Raw genomic sequence first — 17,069 nt, 5'->3', positions numbered from 1 at the left:
CGTGCGTGTCTTAAAGAGAAAAATATGATTTGAGAAAAAAAGCGTATAACCCATAAATGAATAAAAGTAAAAGAAAACTAAGCGGCATAAACCATTTAAAGTGATGGGACAGCCAGTGGGTTGCTTGAGAGCCAAAACGTTGAATAAGCCAAGCAAAAAGATAAAAACGTGTCCCACGGGAAAGGATACAGAGAAGAATAAAAAGCCAAAGATTAAAATGAGTAACACCTGCAAGAAGGGTGGTAATCTTGATGGGAGGAAGATGGGTGAGACCCGAAATAGTCAGTAAAACTGCTAAAAATTCTTGAGTCGTATCATTGTATAATATTTGAAAATTTTCATATTGATTGGTAAATTCTAAAAGAGGTTTGACAATTACATCAGAGGCGAAATAACCAAGACACCACCCAACAATACCCCCCAAAACAGAAAAAAATGTTGCAATAAAAGCATAGAAATACGCCTTTTGAGGACGGACAAGCGCAATGGGAATATACAAAACATCCGCTGGAATAAAAAAAATAAAGCTTTCAATAAACGCAATAAAACCAAGCCAATAAGGCGCTGTACGGCGCTTTGCCAGTGAAATTGTCCAAAGCTTTACCGTGTTTAAGATCATTATTTCTTCCGAAAATTCAAAGAGGCAAAGAAGATCAAGAAGATCTCAGAAAGCCTGAATGAGACAAAAAACAGTCAATTTTTGCAAAAAAAAAGTCTAGTGTTGACGAATCTTCTATTCCTTATATAGTGCAAAAAAAAAGGGAACAAGTGTGTTCCTTATCAGATGTCGTGCGGGTGTGGTGGAATTGGTAGACGCGCCAGACTCAAAATCTGGTTCCGAGAGGAGTGTCGGTTCGAGTCCGACCACCCGCACCATTTTATTTCATCTTCTCTTCTTTTAATTATAAGATCTTTTTATTTCTCAATATAGCAACACAGTTTGTGAAGGGAAAATATTTCCCCACTCTTTTTGGTGCTTATGCAAATCCTCTTTGAAAGATTTTTGTGGAAAGCCTCTTTGAGGAAAAGTCTCTGCGGAGATAGATCAATTCAGAGATAGGCCGATGCGTCCAAAAGAGTTTTTTGTAAAAAAGAGCGTGCTATCCTATACAGAGAAAGTGAGGATAGGAAAAACAAAAAGTAAACGAAAAGAGACGAGAAGAAGGACAAGGGTAGGTGCAAGGACAAGGGTAGGTGCCAAGGATAGGGGCAGGAGGAATGAATGGGAAATCGAAGGTGGTTTTATGGGATGATGATGAAAGATATGCCGAATGCTTTTTTTTAAGAAGTTAAGATATCTTTGTGCGATTTGCATAGCCCCAGTGGACAGCGAGCAAATCTAAGCAGTCGCGTAAATGATCAGCAAGAGAATTTTGCTTGCGTTTGGAGGGACTTAATTCTTTAAATGCTTGATCATAACCAACCACTTGTTCAACCAATCGGTACCCAAGAATACCTAAGTGAATTTTGACTGCTTGTAATTGTTTGAGAGCATTTGTTTGGGCTTCTATTGGGTGAATATATCTCTGACTATTGTCCACTTTTTGAGCGGTCAAATCAAGACTCATTTGTGTATCACCTTGGCATTGACGCCAATAAACATAAAAGCGTTCCGCTGCTTTGTATTGTGCTTGGTTGATGTGTCCTTTCTTATATAAAAGGGCAATGGGACGGCTATGGGCATCGATAAGAGCAAGAGTAGTGCGTGGGTTTTGTGCGCTAATTGGAGATGTGGGTTGAAAAGAAGGATTACTCGTTTCAATGATCACTTCTCGGGCTTTTAAGTGACCAATAGGTTTCTTTGGGTAGAGGGAGGATATGGAGGGAGAGGAGGAGGAAGATTTGTGTCTTTTGGTGGAGGTCAGTGTGGGATTTGTTTTTTGTGAATGGGTCATGATGTTTCCTTATGAAAAGGGTGGATCTTATTATTGAGAGGAAAAGGACTGAAATAAAGGCTCCTAAGTGGTGGGGATGTTGGAGGATTGAAGGAATGCGCGCTGGTTGAGGGTTTATTTAAAGAGAATTATTCTTTTGTATTGAAGGATCTTTCTGGGTAGAGGGAGGATATGGAGGGGAAAAAGAAGGAGATTCTTGTGGAAGAGGAGGGGGAGAAAAACGGTGCATTGTGGGAGAGACAAGGGGGCTTTGATTTGATTCCAAAGTGCTCTTTGGGTTCTGTTCAATATAGCGTCGAGGAGTTAATGGAGCAGAAGAAGAACAACGGTAACGGTAAGTTTTAGGGTCAAACCAGAGCCCAATTTTTCCTTCAAAATCGCCAGAGCGTTGTTTGGCTATATTGATAATAACACCTGGGCGTTGCGCTAAGTGCGCTTTTTCCTCTGGTTGATGGGTAGAAAAAATTTTATCTTCTAAAGAACGATTCCGCCAAATGGTGATGATGTTAAAAGCATTGGCACCAATTTCTGAGGCGCCTTTAATGTCTTCTGTGCTCGGAACATCTTTTTCTAAACTACTTTTGCGTGTATGGGCTACAAGATGAATGTGGACAGCGTTTAAAACTGCCCAATCAACTATTTTATAAACAGCCTGTTCTTGTTTTGCATAGTCATCGGAGGAGATCCCAAGGCGCATCAAACTGTCAATAATAAACTGGTCACAGCCATATTTGGCACGGCAATAGTCAAAAATATCTAAGAGAGCATCAACGCTCGATTTCCCTACATGCTCGTACAAAATGAGACCTGTATCTAAAAAACGAAGAACGCGTTCAATCATTTCTTTCGTTGGTTGGTCCGTTCCCCCAGTTTGTTTCGTTAAACGACGCAAAGATTGCTCTCCTTTCATTTCAAGAGAAGCTAAGCAAAGACGGCTTTTTTGCGCAATCCAATGGGGAATGCAATCCGATAAAAGTTGGCTTTTGCCAGCGCCACTCGCTCCACACCAAAGTGTTAATTCTGCAGGGCGGAAATAAAGTTTATCATTCAGCTTCGAATAGGGAACCGTATAACCAAGATGCTGTTTTTCAGGAGGATAAAATAAGTTTACAACTTGCTCCTTATAATCCAAAACATGACGTAATCCCTTGGGCGTAAAACTTTGAGCTTGTAAAAAAGCTTCGTGGATGACGGAAGCGTCAATCCCTGCTTGTAAACACGCATTCGCATCTTTGTCAGGAAGGCGGACGCGATAACAGCGATGGCGACCAAGGCGATGAGCAATCTCAAAAGCTGCTTCTTCCCCCGGGGTATCCATATCCGTGGCTAGAAAAATGGTTTCAAAAGATTCTAAACGATCAAATTCATTCTCAATCCAATTTTGTTTGCCTCCTTTCCCACCGCCAAAGGGAACCGAAACAGCTGGATATCCATAGGCTGCTAAAGAAAGCGCATCAATCTCTCCTTCGGTGATAACAAGTGTTCGATCCGTCGAAGCACAGTCTTTGAAGGACAAAGCTTGCCAGCCGAATAAAATCGGTTCACACTGAGAGGCCGTTGGTTTAGCTGTTGCACTATCTTCGGCTAAGCGCTCTTTCACTAAGGCAAGAGTGCCATCCGGCTTATAAAAAGGAAAAATAATCTTATTGCCCTCTTCTCCAATTCGGTATCGTTGTAAAATCTCAAGTGGAATGCGACGCTCTTCGTGCAAATATGTTTTAACCCGTTGTTGCGGAATATTGGCTTTCGGAAGAGGAGGAGCGCGATAGTGATGACGGGGCGCCATAAAAGGCTTTGGACGAGAAAGATTGAGATAAGCGCGTGCTTCATCAAGCGCTTCAGAAAGACTGATCCCTTTAACGCTACACCATAGGTCAAGAAGATCTCCACCGTTCCCTTCAGCAAAATCATACCAAAGCCCCGCTTTATTGCCGCTTAAGCTGATCGATAGGCTTTGTCCCGCTTCGCCACGAATATTGCCAACAACCCAGGAATTGCCCCGTTTTTTTCCTTGTGGAAGAAGCATTTCTGCTATAGAGCTTGCTTGGGCGGTAAGTCTTTGTTTAATTTCAAAAAGTGTGCTCATTTTAATAAACTTGTTAAGAAACTTGATAATTGATAAGGCTGCTATAAAGGGTTTCTTCCTGGGCATTGTTTAAGGCAGTTGCAGAGCGTGCCGAAAAAGCAACAGACGACAAAACAGAAAGGCGTTTATCATTTTCTTGTAAACGCTCAATTTCACGGCGGTACCAATTACGCCAAGTGGCTGACCAATCAACTTTTTTTGCCTCTTTGCCGCTCTTTGCTTGCCAATAATCACGAAACTTTTTTTCTTGCCAAAGTGCTTGTTCTTCGCTGAGACCTTCTGAAATTGCTGTTGTAATGTCAGCACGCCACTCAGAGGGAAGACGAGATCCCTTGATTTCTTCTTTCGGGGAAGAAATGTCACAAAAAGAGGTAGAAGAAACAACCGAAGAAGATTTCTTTTGTGAAACACCATGAGGTGTTTCTTTTTCTTCTGACTTCTGAGCTTCTGAGTTACGTTCAGCATCCAAAGGAGAAGCGTTGAGCAGATGTTGAAATTGTTCTTTGATTTTCTTGCGTTTTTTTGCTGAAGAGCGTCCAGCAAAAGATTTTTGCTCAAGCAATTTTGCTCGTTCATGAAAAACAATTTCACAACGTGTGTTCCAAAGCCCACTGGCTAAGTGTAATATTTTCCCCTCCGTTATTAACATCTCTAAAACGCCTTCAAAAGTTCTCTTGTCACAACCACAAAGACGCGCTAAACGTTCGCTTGATAAGTCTAACGGACGCCCTCGCGCATACATTTCATTCAGTAGAATTGTGTAAATACCAATTTCATGCGCTCGCATTCCACGGACTCCACCAAGGAAATCATTCTGGTACCAACAAACATAAGGAAGTACCGATGATTCATAATGAGGCGTTTCTGAGTGTAGAACTTGTTTCATGATGCAATAAACTTTCTTTTTTAGTCTGATATGAAGCGGTAAAAAGCGAAAAATATATTTTTATATCTCTCTAAAAGTGCGTCGGTAAAATTTACTATTTTGTAAAGTGTTTCTGTTTCGTTTTTGTTTTGTTTCGCTTTATTCTGGTAGAGGATCATTTTTTTGTGTATTTCCTTAAAATTGACTCATCAATTATGCAGGATTTAGAGAGTTGCAATTTTACAATTTGAGGTTGTATAAAGGATAGAAATTTAAGAAGGAAAAATAACAATTACGGGTTTTTGAGAAATGACTGTTTAATTCTCTTACTCTGGTGTGATGTGTTGTTTTTGGATAAAAAAATGACGAATCCTCCAAATAAGTGAAAATTTTTGTTAATTTTATCCTCTTTAGAAGATAAAGCAAGTCAATTTTATTACAAACAGATTTTTTTAAGGTAGGCTATAAGGTGAGGCTATGAATATTGATGGTTGGCGTCAAAGATTGCAGGAAGCACTTCAAAAAAGTGGACGATCAAAACGGTCTATCTCAATTGCTGCAGGGAAAGGAGCTGGGTATTTACATTCAATTCTTTCTGAAGGAAAAGAGCCAACGATTGAATCTCTCTATCATGTCTGTCACGCAATTAATGTCAGTATGAGTTATATTCTCTACGGTCAAGGGACAATGCCTGAAGATCAAGAATTTATTGATCTTGTTTTGCAGGTTTCTCCTGAGGAGCGGAAGGCCATTTTGACCCTTTTGCGTCGATCACCCGACGGAGACAAAACAAAATAGCCTGTTGTGTTTTTGGGTCAAGTTTTTTCCAAGATTGCAGTAGTTTAAAATCACTCATTTCAGCTCCCCCGTCTGTTGAAAATATATGGATTCAAAATAATTAGAAACAATGCAGAGCAAAATGGGAACAAGATAACAATAGTTTTCGTTCTTGTTTTCATTTGAGCATTGTCAAAAGTCATAATATATCTTTTATTAGAGATAAAATAATTGACATATCTTCCATAGAGGATATAAGACTAACGCTATATTTGATCATGTCAAGACAGAGGTTAGCTTTATCAACTGCCTAAGGGAGAAATATTCATGAAAAATATTCCATTCGTTAAAGAGGATGAACTTCTTATCATTCTTTGTGAAGATGAAATCAGTGATGCTTATGATGGCCCTCTTGAACAAGAAGAAGTACTCGAGCTGATCGATAAATATGATGATGTGATCCGACTTTTACGGCTCGATTTAAGGTCATTGCATGCCGATGATGTAAGCGAACAAATCGCCGAATTATATATGAATATGAAGATGGACGACAGCTATGATAAGGATGAACAAGTGTCTCCTCTCATTTTTAATAGCGATGCTTATCATGCTTATTTAGATCAAAAAATTGCTCAAGAATACGAAGACAATCTCTATGGGTCTTATGAAAAACAGCATCGTTTGCGCTGGTCTGATGTGTTGAATGGATATTGAGGGGAAAATAATGAAAAGTTATCTCAAAACACTTTCTTATGGGTTGCCACTCTATTATGTTGAAAGCGCAGAAAATATCATCAAATTGGAACCACAACAAAAAAATGCCTGTGCTTTTACTTCACAATATGAAGCAGAGGCCGTGGCGCAGAAATTAGCGCTTCAGCATCAGCGTTATGATTTTTATATCGCGCAAAGATAGGGGTGTGTTTCCTCATTTCTTTATTTTTCATGATCGTACAAAATTAATTTCAGGAAATAAAAAACTGTAAGCAAAAAGAAAAAGTGAATGCTTTTTCGCTGTATGAGTCCAACTGCACTTGTGGTTGGGTGAAGGACTGGAGTTGAGTCTTTGTTGGGGAGGCCAGTGTGTGAGGCTTATTCGTTGTGTGCATCCAACTGTGTTTATGGTTGGGAGAAGGACTGGAGTTGAGTCTTTGTTGGGGAGGCCAGTGTGTGAGGCTTATTCGTTGTGTGCATCCAACTGTGTTTATGGTTGGGAGAAAGACTGGAGTTGAGTCTTTGTTGGGGAGGCCAGTGTGTGAGGCTTATTCGTTGTGTGCATCCAACTGTGTTTATGGTTGGGAGAAGGACTGGAGTTGAGTCTTTGTTGGGGAGGCCAGTGTGTGAGGCTGAGTGTTCAAAAGAAAGATCTTCAAAGAGAGACAAGAGTGATAAAAGGGGAGAATATTTAAAATGCCAACCATTATTGATTGTGTTCAAGGAACAGATGAATGGCGCCAAGCACGTAATGGGTTGATTACTGCTTCTTTGTTCGAGATGGTTCTCGCACAAAAACAAGATGGAAAAAAAACCCAAAAATATACCTCTGTAATGATGAGGCTTGCTGGGGAAAGAATAACGGGAAAGTCTGTTGAAGAGGGAATAACCTTGCCTATGCGGCGCGGAATAGAATTAGAACCACAGGCACGTCAGTTATATGGAACTCTTACACAGACAGAACCTGAATGCGTTGGTTTCATTTTGGCAGAGGATCGTCTGAAAGGAGCTTCTCCAGATGGTTTGATCGGGAAAAATGGGATGTTGGAAATCAAAACAAAAAAACCTGAAGTTTTAATCCCTTATTATACGCAACGGAATTTTCCTCTTGAACATAAAGCACAATGTCAAGGAGGATTATGGATTGCACAACGCGAGTGGATTGATTTAATGCTCTATTGGCCAGATATGCCCCCTTTGATTAAACGTGCTTATCGCGATGAGGCTTATATTCGAAAGCTCGAAATAGAAATTAACCGATTTAATGAGGCTTTGGCAGTGATGGTACATCGTCTTCAAACAATCTCTTTGTAAAGCAGAAGGGAAAAGGGTATTGCAAAACCAAAAGAGCTGGAAAAGCAAAAGCAATGAATTCCAGAGAAAATCTCAGGGAAGACGTAAGGTGCAAACGTGAGGAAAAAGGCAGAAAAAATAAAAGAAATGAGTCCGCATGCATAAAATAAAAAGAAGAACTTCTGCGTGAATAAAGAAAGCACTGTGAAAAAAGAGGTGTTCTTGCAAATATGGTGCTGCGAGAGAGGATTGAACTCTCGACCTCTCCCTTACCAAGGGAGTGCTCTGCCACTGAGCTACCGCAGCACTTTGAGTCGCAATACTTTAAATTACAATACTTTGAATCGCAGTACTTTAAATCCCAGTACTTTAAATCCCAGTACTTTAAATCCCAGTACTTTAAATCCCAGTACTTTAAATCCCAGTACTTTAAATCTTTGTGCCGCCTTGTGCCATATTGTTGCAAAATAGGCAAGAGAGCATTGATCTATTCTTGCAAGTCAGTCTATCTTATGTCATGACAAAGAAGATGCTATAAAAAAAGGTGATATAAGAAGAAAAAGATAAAGAGGCGGACAAGAGTGTGCGCTTAATGCGCTTCGAGTTATCAAAAAGGTGAAATTGTTCAAAAAAATGTGTCATGACACAAATGGATCAACAAAAACAAGACAATAATAAAAAATGCAAAGATGAGAAAAAAAAGCAACGCCAAGAAAGGCTAGCTCAGCAGTTGCGCGCTAATTTAAAACGTCGAAAAGAACAAAATCGAAAGCGATTTCAGGATAATTCTTAAAAAAAGACTTCCGATTAAGGTATTTTTACGGCATTTTTGCAACCAAATCTCTTAATGATTCGTTTCAAAGTCATAGAAAAAGACGTCTCAAGGTATTCACCTGTTTCAAAAGGAAACTTTGCGAAGGATCCTTTTTAAGGGAGACTCTGGGCGTGGGTAAAAAGGGTCAAACATTATGGATTCTATTCATATTATTGGTGGAAATCCTCTTAATGGTGTTATTTCTATTTCAGGAGCTAAAAATGCTGCACTTCCTCTTATGGTCGCAGCATTGCTTACTGAAGAGGCACTTACTTTGAATAATATTCCGCATCTCGTTGATGTTGAACTCTTGTTGAGAATTCTTAATCATCATGGGGTTGGGTATGCTGTAGAGGGACGAAAATCACATCAAGAAAGTCAATATTCAAGGACAATTCACTTTACAGCAAAAAAAATAACAACAATACACGCTCCTTACGAATTGGTGACAAAAATGCGCGCAAGCTTTTGGGTCATCGGTCCGCTGCTTGCACGATGTCGGGAAGCTTATGTTTCGTTACCTGGAGGATGCGCCATTGGAACAAGGCCTGTTGATTTTATTCTCGAAGGTCTCAAAAGTCTAGGCGCGCAAATCGTTATCGAACAGGGGTATGTGCATGCTAAAGCACCAGAAGGTCTTCAAGGAGGGCGGTATCGATTCCCTAAAGTAACCGTTGGGGGAACACACGTGCTCTTAATGGCAGCCGTCATGGCAAAAGGAACAACTATTCTTGATAATGTTGCTTGTGAACCAGAAGTTACAAATCTTATTCAAGCACTAAAAGCTATGGGAGCGCGCATCTCTGGAGAAGGAACACAAACCCTTACTATTCACGGAGTGGAAAAACTTCATGGTGCAAAAGTTCAAGTGATTGCAGATCGAATCGAAGCAGGAACTTATGCCATGGCTGTCGCAATGATCGGGGGAGAAGTCTTTCTGAAAAATGCAAATCCTCATCATCTCGTCGAAGTTCTCGAATGCCTAAAAAAAACAGGGCTCGAAATCGAAATAAAACCAGATGGGATCAATGTAAGACGAAATCCAGAGCGGAAAATTATCCCAGTGGATATCAAAACAGGTCCTTTTCCAGCTTTTCCAACAGATCTACAAGCACAATTCATGGCTCTTATGACACGAGCACAGGGAAATGCCCATATCACCGAAACAATTTTCGAAAATCGTTTTATGCATGTACAGGAATTAATCCGTTTGGGAGCACAAATTACGCTCAATGGACAGACAGCTCTTGTTCGGGGGACAGAGTATTTGCAAGGGGCACAAGTAATGGCAACAGATTTGCGCGCTTCTGTCTCTCTTGTTATTGCTGCACTTGCTGCACAGGGAAAAACAGTCGTTAATCGCGTTTATCATCTCGATCGAGGCTTTGAACGGTTGGAAGAAAAGTTGGCGCAATGTGGTGCAACCATTCAACGTGTAACAGGCTAAGAAAATACGTCACTGCTTATTAAAGACTGTTCCTTAAGAACAGATCCTGAGAAGATTCCTAAAGAATGAACTCTAAAGGCCCCTTAAAAGAAAAAAGCTCTAAAGGGACAAAAGGGGAAGCAAATGGCATCTAGTGTGCTAAAAAATGGAGTATGGGGGCGGGCGTTTCATCAAGAGGAATCTTTTGTCGACAATGCTTTGGAAAAGCTGAAGAGAAATAAAACAGTAGGTCATTTTTAAAACCAAGGTTCTTTCATGATTTTAAGCAAACAGTGAATAAATGGGGAAAAAGAGAAAGGATTGGGCAAGAGTGAGGTGACATTCATGAATTCCGAAGGGATGTCCGTCTTGCAGAGGTTTACAAAGAGCGGGCAGGCTCTGAGCGGGATGGCTCCGAGGGAAGTGGTTCCGAGCGGGATGGCTCCAAGGGAAGTGGTTCCGAGCGGGATGGCTCCAAGGGAGGTGGCTCCGAGGGAAGTGGTTCCGAGGGAGGTGGCTTCGAGCGGGGTGGTTCCGAGCGGGATGGCTTCGAGGGAAGTGGTTACGAGCAGGATGGCTTCGAGGGAGGTGGCTTCGAGCGGGGTGGTTACGAGGAGCTAAGCTCCGAAAGGGGCAAAGGGCCCCAAAAATCTGGAGTTTCAGGCTTTAAATGAGGGCCAATGCGGACAGCTGAAACTTTTTCAGCAAGGCCAGTGCGGTCAGAAAGCTCAACTGCTAAACCACAAAGTGTTGCTGGTCCTGTTGCAGGCTCATAAAATTTAAACTTTTTCTTATAAAGAAAACGGTAGAGAGGTTCTTCTTTATCCATTCCTAAAGAGGAATTATAATCACCGCACATTCCTGCATCTGATAAGTAAGCGCTTCCTCCCTCTAAAATTTGTGCATCGGCCGTTGGGATATGTGTATGGGTGCCGACAATAACACTAACACGTCCATCAAGAAAATGGCCAAAACACTGTTTCTCACTCGTCGCTTCCGCATGAAAGTCAAAAATAATTGCGTCCGCTTGTTCACGCAGAGGACACGCAGCAATAATCTTATCGGCAGTGTGAAAAGGGTCATCAACTGTGCAGGGCATAAAAACAGTGCCCATCACATTTGCAATAAGAACACGAGCGCCATTCTTCGCTGTCCATATACCAGAACCTTTCCCAGGAGTGCTTTCAACAAAATTCGCTGGACGTAAAAAACGATCGCTATAAGAGGCATAGCTCAAAGCCTCTTTACATTTAAATGCGTGATTGCCCGTTGTGACAACATCGGCACCCACAGCTAAAAGATCTTGATAAACTGTTTGCGTAATACCAAAACCATTGGAGGCATTTTCACCGTTAACAACAACAAAATCAAGGTGCCAATGTTCAATCAAACAAGGAAGAAGCTGGGACACAACTCTACATCCCGTTTGCCCAACAATATCACCTAAAAATAAAAAGCGCATAAGCGTTTTAATCATAATTTAAAAAGCAAGAAAACCCTTTTCTGTAAAAATACCCTGTAAAAGAAGATCATCTGTTCTCGGAGGAATGAAATCAACTTCTTGGCACGAAAAACCAAAACCAAGTAAATGTACAGGATGACCTTGGGTGTGAAAATATTCAACTATCCGGTCATAGTAGCCTGCTCCATATCCAAGTCGATGACCTTGACGATCAAAAGCAGAAAGAGGAACAAAAATAAAATGCGGCAAAACAACAGCCTGTTTAGAGCTAGGGCAAAGAATGCCAAAATGCATCCGCTCTAATTCACTTTCATGTGAAAAACGACGAAAAACCATTGTCGTATAATCACAAACTGCTGGTAAAGCTAAATGCCCCCCTCGTGATGTGATAAAATCAAACAAAGGACGAGGGTCAATCTCCGAACGAGTGGGCCAATAACCAGCAAAAATAATCCCTGAAAAATCATTCACTTTCTTGTCAAGATAATCCGCTGCATGGGAACAGGCGCGATGCGAAAAAATATGGCGGTCCTGTAATGATAAATGGTCTCTTTGTGATAAACCCCACTGGCGCAAAGAATTGCGAACCAATAAAGAGGAAGAGTTGCTTTGGGAGAAGTGTGTCATCATTAATCAGGGGGGGGGTAATAAGTGCATAAATTAGACCAAACAATATCCAAAGCATAAACAAATACAAAAAGGTGAACCACAACAACCGACGGAAAAGGTTGATTCCGAGTGCCTAGTCTACTAGGTGGGCACCGTGTGAAAAAGCCCACGAGCTCTTTCAGGGACAGCTCCCTTGGAAATCAATAAGGCCTCAGGAATGTTTTATTTCCTGTCAAGAAGCGCAGAACACCTTCAGGCATTATAGAATAGTTTCTGCTTCTCGGCTAGACAAAAAATTATTTATAATAAATTTTTAAACTTCTTGATCTAATTGTTGCGATACAAGAAAATCAAGATGCCGATGAAGAAACTGCATTTGCGGATAAAAAGAAAGAGCCGTTTCATACGCTTTTATCGCAAGATGTGGGCGATCCGTCTCTTCCATAATAATGCCAAGCTCAAGAAAGGCTATGTAATGTCGAGGTTCAAGCCTGAGAGCATGGGATAAATCAAACATCGCAAGCTTAAAATCACTCAATTGAATATGAATCCAAGCCCGTCTTACCCAAGGCTCAGCATAGGTCGGAGCAAGAGAAATCACAGAATCAATCCTATCAAGAGCAGAACCATAATCCAATGCTATAATGCTTTGTTCTGCCCAGGTCATCAAAAGGTCAATAGTTTCACTGCCCGAGCGTGACCATAAACGCTGAAGCTGACGACTGAGATTTTTCGCTTCCTTAGCATTAGAACAGTATTTCAATTCTTTGAGAAGGCGTACAATCTCTTGCTCTTTACGATCACTCGCAAGAGACTGATGTGAGTGAGGCTGTAATGCATAATCGTCAAGAAGAATTGCACCCGAGCGAGAGCTTGATGTGCCAGAACTGTCAGACTGAGTCGAAGGAGAATCAGGAATGAGATCCTCTAGAGGCAAAAGAGATTGTGGAGAAGGTGCTTCTTCAAACGGTATAGAAGGAGCTCTTTGCCCATAACTGGGAGAAAGAAAAAAAAGACTGCTGAAAAATAAAATAAAAAAACTCTGCTGTCTTAAAGAGCTTGAAAAGAAAAAAACATCTTTTAAAAAAATGATAAGCCTTAAACAAATATAACAAATCAATGCCCACACAAAAACAGCAGAAACTCGAAATCTGTTTTTTAAACTCATTATCCCTGACGGGCTCTAAAACGTGGATTCGTTTTGTTCAAAATATAAATGCGACCTTTACGGCGAACCAACCGATTATTACGGTGACGTTCTTTGAGTGCTTTGAGCGAATTTTTAATTTTCATCATCATCACCGTTTACATAGACTCTGAGCAAAATGTTATTCTCTTAAGAGAAGAAGACTATGCTCTTGAGACATAAGACACTACAAAATATCCCTCACCTTTGTTGTAAAAAATATTCCTTGTTGTAAAAAACACTGAAACTTCTCAACATAATGGGGAAGTGAAAACTCTGAGTTTGTAACAGGAAGTCCTTTTTTTGTCAAGTATACTTTCCCCTATTTGTATGCTCTATACGGCGAAAGAGTAGTCTTTTAGAATTGTTGAGAGAAGAAGAAGGTTTTAAAAATGGGGAAAGTGAGAGGTCACTTAACTTCATTGAAAATACATTCGCTCTTTTTTGAAAATCTTTTTCATCATTAAAAGAAAAATACAAAGCCTTTTTTAACGTTTGACCTCTTCTCCACCTTAAAAACGAGGTTTTGGAGGATACAGAATAAAAACATCCCGTACAGGTTTATTTTACTGCAATAAAAACAGAAAATAATAAAATCATCCCGAAAGGGATGATCATAATGAAGACCAAAATAAAAATATTGGGTTTAATTGTTTAAAATACACGTAAAAAACAAGGATTAACGCAAGAGCAGTTAGCCGCTACATCAGAGGTTGGTGTACGATTTATACGTGATTGAGAAAAAGGCAAAGAATCTCGTCAAGTTGGAAAGTCTTTTTGAACAAAATGCTTTTGCCTTACTTAAAGTTGTTGGTGGAGACTGTGTTGGAGCTCTCGCTTTATATCCACATGGGTAAGTTCCAAATTTGCCAACTTTGATGATATAGAAATCCTTTATACCTCTCGGCAGCTTCAAAAACATGTGCAGGAGCATGTTTGATCATATTATCCCATATGTTTTGATCGAAAGTCGTTCCTGGTATGATATTTGCAATAGCACTAGGGAGATCATGGAAAAATATATTTTTTACCCAAATGTTATAGTTATCAGCTTGTATCGTGAGTGTAACAATGATGGCCAGTTTAGCCGCTGTCGCTATAAATTCCCATAAAGGCATAGAAAAGAAGAGCACCCATAGACAACATTATAACCAATAAATGCACTGTAGATTGTACAAGAATAAGGATAATGGAGCGGATAAAGCTTTTGAAAGATTAGTCATTAGCTTTATCCATTATTGTTACAATGGGCTCCATCAAACTCTTATCGATATCGGTGAGTACCTGTAGATCTTCTAGTGCCAGTGTGTGCTCATTTTATCCAATATCTATCAATATGATCATTTCTGATCTAGTTGATTTTCCAAATCATTCTCTACTCTTTCTTGTTGTTTTTTAATTATAGCTCTTATTCTAGCTTCGTTTGCAGCTTCCTCTTCTTTGGTTGCAGCTTCCTCTTCTTTGGTTGCAGCTTCCTCTTCTTTGGTTGCAGCTTCCTCTTCTTTGGTTGCAGCTTCCTCTTCTTTGGTTGCAGCTTCCTCTTCTTTGGTTACAGCTTCCTCTTCTTTAGGTGCAGCTTCCTCTTCTTTGGTTACAGCTTCCTCTTCTTTAGGTGCAGCTTCCTCTGCTTTGGTTGCAGCTTCCTCTTCTTTAGTTACAGCTTTTTCTTCTTTTTGTTTTTTCTCAAGTTCTTCTAGATATTGACGGCGTTCCTCTTGAGCTTTTTTTCTACGTTCTGTCGCAAGTTCGTGATCCGCCAATCGTGCATTTTGACAATTCTTAGAACTCTCTGTGAAGCCACACTTAGCAATCCATTCTTTTAATAATTCTTCATCTTGCTTAAAATTTTCTACGCTGTAGGTTTTTTCGCAACCAGCAACGAGTATTCCAGCGCAAAGAACGAGTGCTGTGATAATGATTTTATTCATGATTAAATTCCTTTTTTGTTTTACACTTTAATGACCACGTAGTTGTTTCGAGGCTATTGTCTCTTTCTTCCTTCGTTTGCATTTTAATTATCTCTTAAAATTCTCTTCCTTCATCTGTAGAAACAGGTGGTGTTCCGAAAAATCTTTCATTTTCTGCTTGTAGTACATTTTGACAATTTTTAGAGGACAAAGATGGTTGAGTGGTTATTCCTGAAGGGTAGCATTTCAACCCCCACTCTTCCCTTAATTTATCGTTTTGCTTGAATTCTTCAACGCTGTAGATTTTTTCACAACCAGATATGAATAATGTGGCAGATATGAATAATGTGGCCATACAGAACAAAATAAACTGTTTCATTTTTCCCCTTTTTAAATATCATTTGTTTCCCTAAATGGGATTTTGGTTAGCATTGTTAGTGGAATAGTATAAGAAGAATTCAAGACAGAGATCGTATGAGTCTGTCATAAAAGAAAAAGGACCAATGTTTTTTTGCCTATTTGTATTTTGCTCACTGACTTCCCCCCTTTTAAATTTTTTATGTTTGACTGTTTTAAGGTATACAAAAAATGAGAAAGGACACAAGTCATTTTTTTATAAAATCTTCGATATCTGTTTGATATTCACTGGATAAATCTCTGTTTTGTCAGAAGATGATTTTGTTTGATATTTTGTATGAGAGCTACAGAGTGATTTCTTATGAAAAAGAGAGCTGGATTAATCCAATATTAATGATGCAGTTTTGGGGTGAGGAAGTGCAGAAGAGAGCACTTTGGAGCAAGAGGGCATCGTTATAGGAGAAGAGAGGGAAGGTGAAGAAGTGCTCTCTTCCTTTATTTAAGAAAATCTGCTGAGGGCTTTGGATTTTATTCTTTTGCTTGAGAAGATTTTGTTGCTGGTCCCGTTAAGTGAATAACATGACCCATTTTGCGTTTTGGTTTGACAAGAGTTTTGCCATATAAATGGACGGATGTTGATTTTTGCTGTAAAAAACTTTGGCAATCTTTCAAATTCAGCCCAAGAAGATTTGTCATTTCACAATTGCTATGGCGTGAGGTGTCCCCTAAAGGAAGAGCGCAAATAGCACGGATATGCTGTTCAAATTGTGAAGTAATGCATGCTTTTTGCGTCCAATGACCCGAATTATGCACACGAGGCGCTAATTCGTTAACCAAAAGACTTCCATCGGCTAAAACAAAAAATTCAATACAAAGAACACCAACATAATCAAGAATATCCATAATCTGAGCGTTAATCTCTTGTGCTGTTTTTTGGAGCAGTGGTGAAGCGCGTGAAGGCACAAATGTTTTATAAAGAATGCCGCTCTTATGCTGATTTTCACAGCAATCATAAAAAGCATGCTCTTTTTGAGGATTTGATGCCGATATAACAGATATTTCAAACACAAAAGGGACAATCTCTTCTAAAATGAGAGGTTGATGATCAAGGGCAATTAAAGCTTTATCGATGATTTCTTCACTCGGATGGTGAAGACCAATTTGATGTTTGCCATCATAACCAAAACAGCGCGTCTTCAAAAGACCACTCCCCCCTAAGGCCGATAAACCCTCAATAAGAGAATTTCGGTCATGAACTGCATACCATTTAGCCGTTCGAATCCCATGATCGTTCAGAAATTTTTTCTCAAGAACGCGGTCTTGTGAAATCTTCAAAATCTGAGAAGAAGGATAAAGATAACTTTTTTGTTCAATATACTCTGCTGTTTGCAAAGGCAGATGTTCAAACTCATAGCTTATTACATTGCAAACAGAAAGAAGATGTGTTAACGCCGCTTCATCCTCATACGAAGCAAGAATATGCTCCGTGCTAATTTGAGATGCAGGACAATCAATCTCAGGACTCAGAACAACTATCTTAAAACCCAATTCCGCTGCTGCAAGCCCTAACATCCGCGCTAATTGACCGCCTCCAAGAAGGCCAATAGTTTTGTCAGAATATAAGTCTTCAAAAGAATAAGACATCTTTATTTTCCATCATTGGAGTTGTTGCTGCGTG

20 protein-coding genes, 2 tRNA genes, 1 other RNA gene and 1 pseudogene are annotated in these 17,069 nt (G+C 39.9%); 10 read left to right on the top strand and 14 right to left on the bottom strand.

Annotation, left to right across the window (positions count from 1 at the left end; all coding sequences use genetic code 11):
* Window positions 1-10: 10 nt before the first annotated feature.
* Window positions 11-619, bottom strand: a complete 609-nt coding sequence (locus ACJTDF_RS05885) for a YqaA family protein (RefSeq protein WP_407965361.1) — start codon at window positions 617-619, stop codon at window positions 11-13.
* 172 nt (window positions 620-791) lie between these two features.
* Here ACJTDF_RS05885 and ACJTDF_RS05880 point away from each other — a divergent pair.
* A tRNA-Leu gene (locus ACJTDF_RS05880) sits at window positions 792-876 on the top strand.
* A 413-nt stretch (window positions 877-1,289) separates the two neighbouring features.
* Here the strand turns inward: ACJTDF_RS05880 and ACJTDF_RS05875 are convergent.
* The 3 genes from ACJTDF_RS05875 to ACJTDF_RS05865 form a co-directional block, all read right to left on the bottom strand.
* Window positions 1,290-1,895 carry a hypothetical protein gene (locus tag ACJTDF_RS05875; protein WP_407965360.1) on the bottom strand — a complete coding sequence of 202 codons (606 nt, stop codon included), beginning with the start codon at window positions 1,893-1,895 and terminating at the stop codon, window positions 1,290-1,292.
* A 118-nt stretch (window positions 1,896-2,013) separates the two neighbouring features.
* Window positions 2,014-3,981 (bottom strand): toprim domain-containing protein, encoded by a 1,968-nt coding sequence (locus tag ACJTDF_RS05870; RefSeq protein WP_407965359.1) that lies wholly within the window; start codon window positions 3,979-3,981, stop codon window positions 2,014-2,016.
* Window positions 3,982-3,994: 13 nt separating this feature from the next.
* Window positions 3,995-4,867, bottom strand: a complete 873-nt coding sequence (locus tag ACJTDF_RS05865; protein ID WP_407965358.1) for a YdaU family protein — start codon at window positions 4,865-4,867, stop codon at window positions 3,995-3,997.
* Between the two features lie 456 nt (window positions 4,868-5,323).
* Between ACJTDF_RS05865 and ACJTDF_RS05860 the strand changes: the two genes are divergently transcribed.
* The 5 genes from ACJTDF_RS05860 (at window position 5,324) to ACJTDF_RS05840 (ending at window position 7,651) form a co-directional block, all read left to right on the top strand.
* Window positions 5,324-5,644 (top strand): XRE family transcriptional regulator, encoded by a 321-nt coding sequence (locus tag ACJTDF_RS05860; RefSeq protein ID WP_407965357.1) that lies wholly within the window; start codon window positions 5,324-5,326, stop codon window positions 5,642-5,644.
* A 306-nt stretch (window positions 5,645-5,950) separates the two neighbouring features.
* The gene (locus ACJTDF_RS05855; RefSeq protein WP_407965356.1) at window positions 5,951-6,337 is read left to right on the top strand and encodes a hypothetical protein; all 387 of its coding nucleotides are present in this window, start codon (window positions 5,951-5,953) and stop codon (window positions 6,335-6,337) included.
* A gap of 10 nt (window positions 6,338-6,347) precedes the next feature.
* On the top strand, window positions 6,348-6,539 hold the full coding sequence (locus ACJTDF_RS05850; RefSeq protein ID WP_407965355.1) for a hypothetical protein: 192 nt from the start codon (window positions 6,348-6,350) through the stop codon (window positions 6,537-6,539).
* A gap of 254 nt (window positions 6,540-6,793) precedes the next feature.
* Window positions 6,794-6,940 carry a hypothetical protein gene (locus ACJTDF_RS05845; RefSeq protein WP_407965354.1) on the top strand — a complete coding sequence of 49 codons (147 nt, stop codon included), beginning with the start codon at window positions 6,794-6,796 and terminating at the stop codon, window positions 6,938-6,940.
* A gap of 93 nt (window positions 6,941-7,033) precedes the next feature.
* A complete protein-coding gene (locus ACJTDF_RS05840) occupies window positions 7,034-7,651 on the top strand; it encodes a lambda exonuclease family protein (RefSeq protein WP_407965353.1) in 618 nt (205 codons plus the stop codon).
* 210 nt (window positions 7,652-7,861) lie between these two features.
* Here ACJTDF_RS05840 and ACJTDF_RS05835 read toward each other — a convergent pair.
* Window positions 7,862-7,936 (bottom strand) — tRNA-Thr (locus ACJTDF_RS05835).
* 334 nt (window positions 7,937-8,270) lie between these two features.
* Here ACJTDF_RS05835 and ACJTDF_RS05830 point away from each other — a divergent pair.
* Window positions 8,271-8,423 (top strand): hypothetical protein, encoded by a 153-nt coding sequence (locus ACJTDF_RS05830; RefSeq protein ID WP_198934328.1) that lies wholly within the window; start codon window positions 8,271-8,273, stop codon window positions 8,421-8,423.
* Window positions 8,424-8,598: 175 nt separating this feature from the next.
* Window positions 8,599-9,891 (top strand): UDP-N-acetylglucosamine 1-carboxyvinyltransferase, encoded by a 1,293-nt coding sequence (murA, locus tag ACJTDF_RS05825; RefSeq protein WP_407965352.1) that lies wholly within the window; start codon window positions 8,599-8,601, stop codon window positions 9,889-9,891.
* 586 nt (window positions 9,892-10,477) lie between these two features.
* On the opposite strand, the gene ACJTDF_RS05820 is transcribed toward murA, so the two are convergent.
* The 5 genes from ACJTDF_RS05820 to ykgO all read right to left on the bottom strand — a co-directional run bounded on the left by ACJTDF_RS05820 (window position 10,478) and on the right by ykgO (window position 13,234).
* Window positions 10,478-11,347, bottom strand: a complete 870-nt coding sequence (locus ACJTDF_RS05820; protein WP_407965351.1) for a TIGR00282 family metallophosphoesterase — start codon at window positions 11,345-11,347, stop codon at window positions 10,478-10,480.
* Window positions 11,348-11,350: 3 nt separating this feature from the next.
* Entirely contained in the window at window positions 11,351-11,908 is a 558-nt protein-coding gene (locus ACJTDF_RS05815; RefSeq protein ID WP_407965350.1) for a 5-formyltetrahydrofolate cyclo-ligase, read from the bottom strand.
* A gap of 123 nt (window positions 11,909-12,031) precedes the next feature.
* Window positions 12,032-12,192: non-coding RNA, 6S RNA (gene ssrS, locus ACJTDF_RS05810), on the bottom strand.
* Window positions 12,193-12,254: 62 nt separating this feature from the next.
* On the bottom strand, window positions 12,255-13,109 hold the full coding sequence (locus ACJTDF_RS05805) for a tetratricopeptide repeat protein (protein WP_407965349.1): 855 nt from the start codon (window positions 13,107-13,109) through the stop codon (window positions 12,255-12,257).
* Window positions 13,109-13,234, bottom strand: coding sequence for a type B 50S ribosomal protein L36 (gene ykgO, locus ACJTDF_RS05800; protein WP_013545486.1), 126 nt, complete (start codon window positions 13,232-13,234; stop codon window positions 13,109-13,111). The genes ACJTDF_RS05805 and ykgO overlap by 1 nt, the downstream gene beginning before the upstream one ends.
* A gap of 512 nt (window positions 13,235-13,746) precedes the next feature.
* On the opposite strand from ykgO, the pseudogene ACJTDF_RS05795 reads away from it, so the two are divergent.
* Both ACJTDF_RS05795 and ACJTDF_RS05790 read left to right on the top strand, forming a co-directional pair.
* Window positions 13,747-13,863: pseudogene (locus ACJTDF_RS05795) on the top strand (transcriptional regulator); the annotation flags it as partial.
* Window positions 13,859-13,984: a hypothetical protein gene (locus tag ACJTDF_RS05790; protein ID WP_407965348.1), complete on the top strand. Its 126-nt coding sequence runs from the start codon at window positions 13,859-13,861 to the stop codon at window positions 13,982-13,984. The pseudogene ACJTDF_RS05795 and the gene ACJTDF_RS05790, both read left to right, overlap by 5 nt.
* On the opposite strand, the gene ACJTDF_RS05785 is transcribed toward ACJTDF_RS05790, so the two are convergent.
* From ACJTDF_RS05785 to ACJTDF_RS05770, 4 genes are all read right to left on the bottom strand, one after another.
* Window positions 13,967-14,245: a hypothetical protein gene (locus ACJTDF_RS05785; protein ID WP_407965347.1), complete on the bottom strand. Its 279-nt coding sequence runs from the start codon at window positions 14,243-14,245 to the stop codon at window positions 13,967-13,969. The genes ACJTDF_RS05790 and ACJTDF_RS05785 overlap by 18 nt on opposite strands.
* 222 nt (window positions 14,246-14,467) lie before the next feature.
* The gene (locus ACJTDF_RS05780; protein ID WP_407965346.1) at window positions 14,468-15,055 is read right to left on the bottom strand and encodes an EexN family lipoprotein; all 588 of its coding nucleotides are present in this window, start codon (window positions 15,053-15,055) and stop codon (window positions 14,468-14,470) included.
* A 94-nt stretch (window positions 15,056-15,149) separates the two neighbouring features.
* The gene (locus ACJTDF_RS05775; RefSeq protein ID WP_407965345.1) at window positions 15,150-15,413 is read right to left on the bottom strand and encodes an EexN family lipoprotein; all 264 of its coding nucleotides are present in this window, start codon (window positions 15,411-15,413) and stop codon (window positions 15,150-15,152) included.
* 506 nt (window positions 15,414-15,919) lie between these two features.
* Entirely contained in the window at window positions 15,920-17,035 is a 1,116-nt protein-coding gene (locus ACJTDF_RS05770) for a 5-(carboxyamino)imidazole ribonucleotide synthase (protein ID WP_407965344.1), read from the bottom strand.
* Between the last annotated feature and the right edge of the window lie 34 nt (window positions 17,036-17,069).

It is taken from the genome of Bartonella bennetti (assembly GCF_045945445.1).
Taxonomy (GTDB): domain Bacteria; phylum Pseudomonadota; class Alphaproteobacteria; order Rhizobiales; family Rhizobiaceae; genus Bartonella.
Note: the sequence above shows the minus strand (reverse complement) of the source record. Positions and strands in the feature narration are given on the sequence as shown.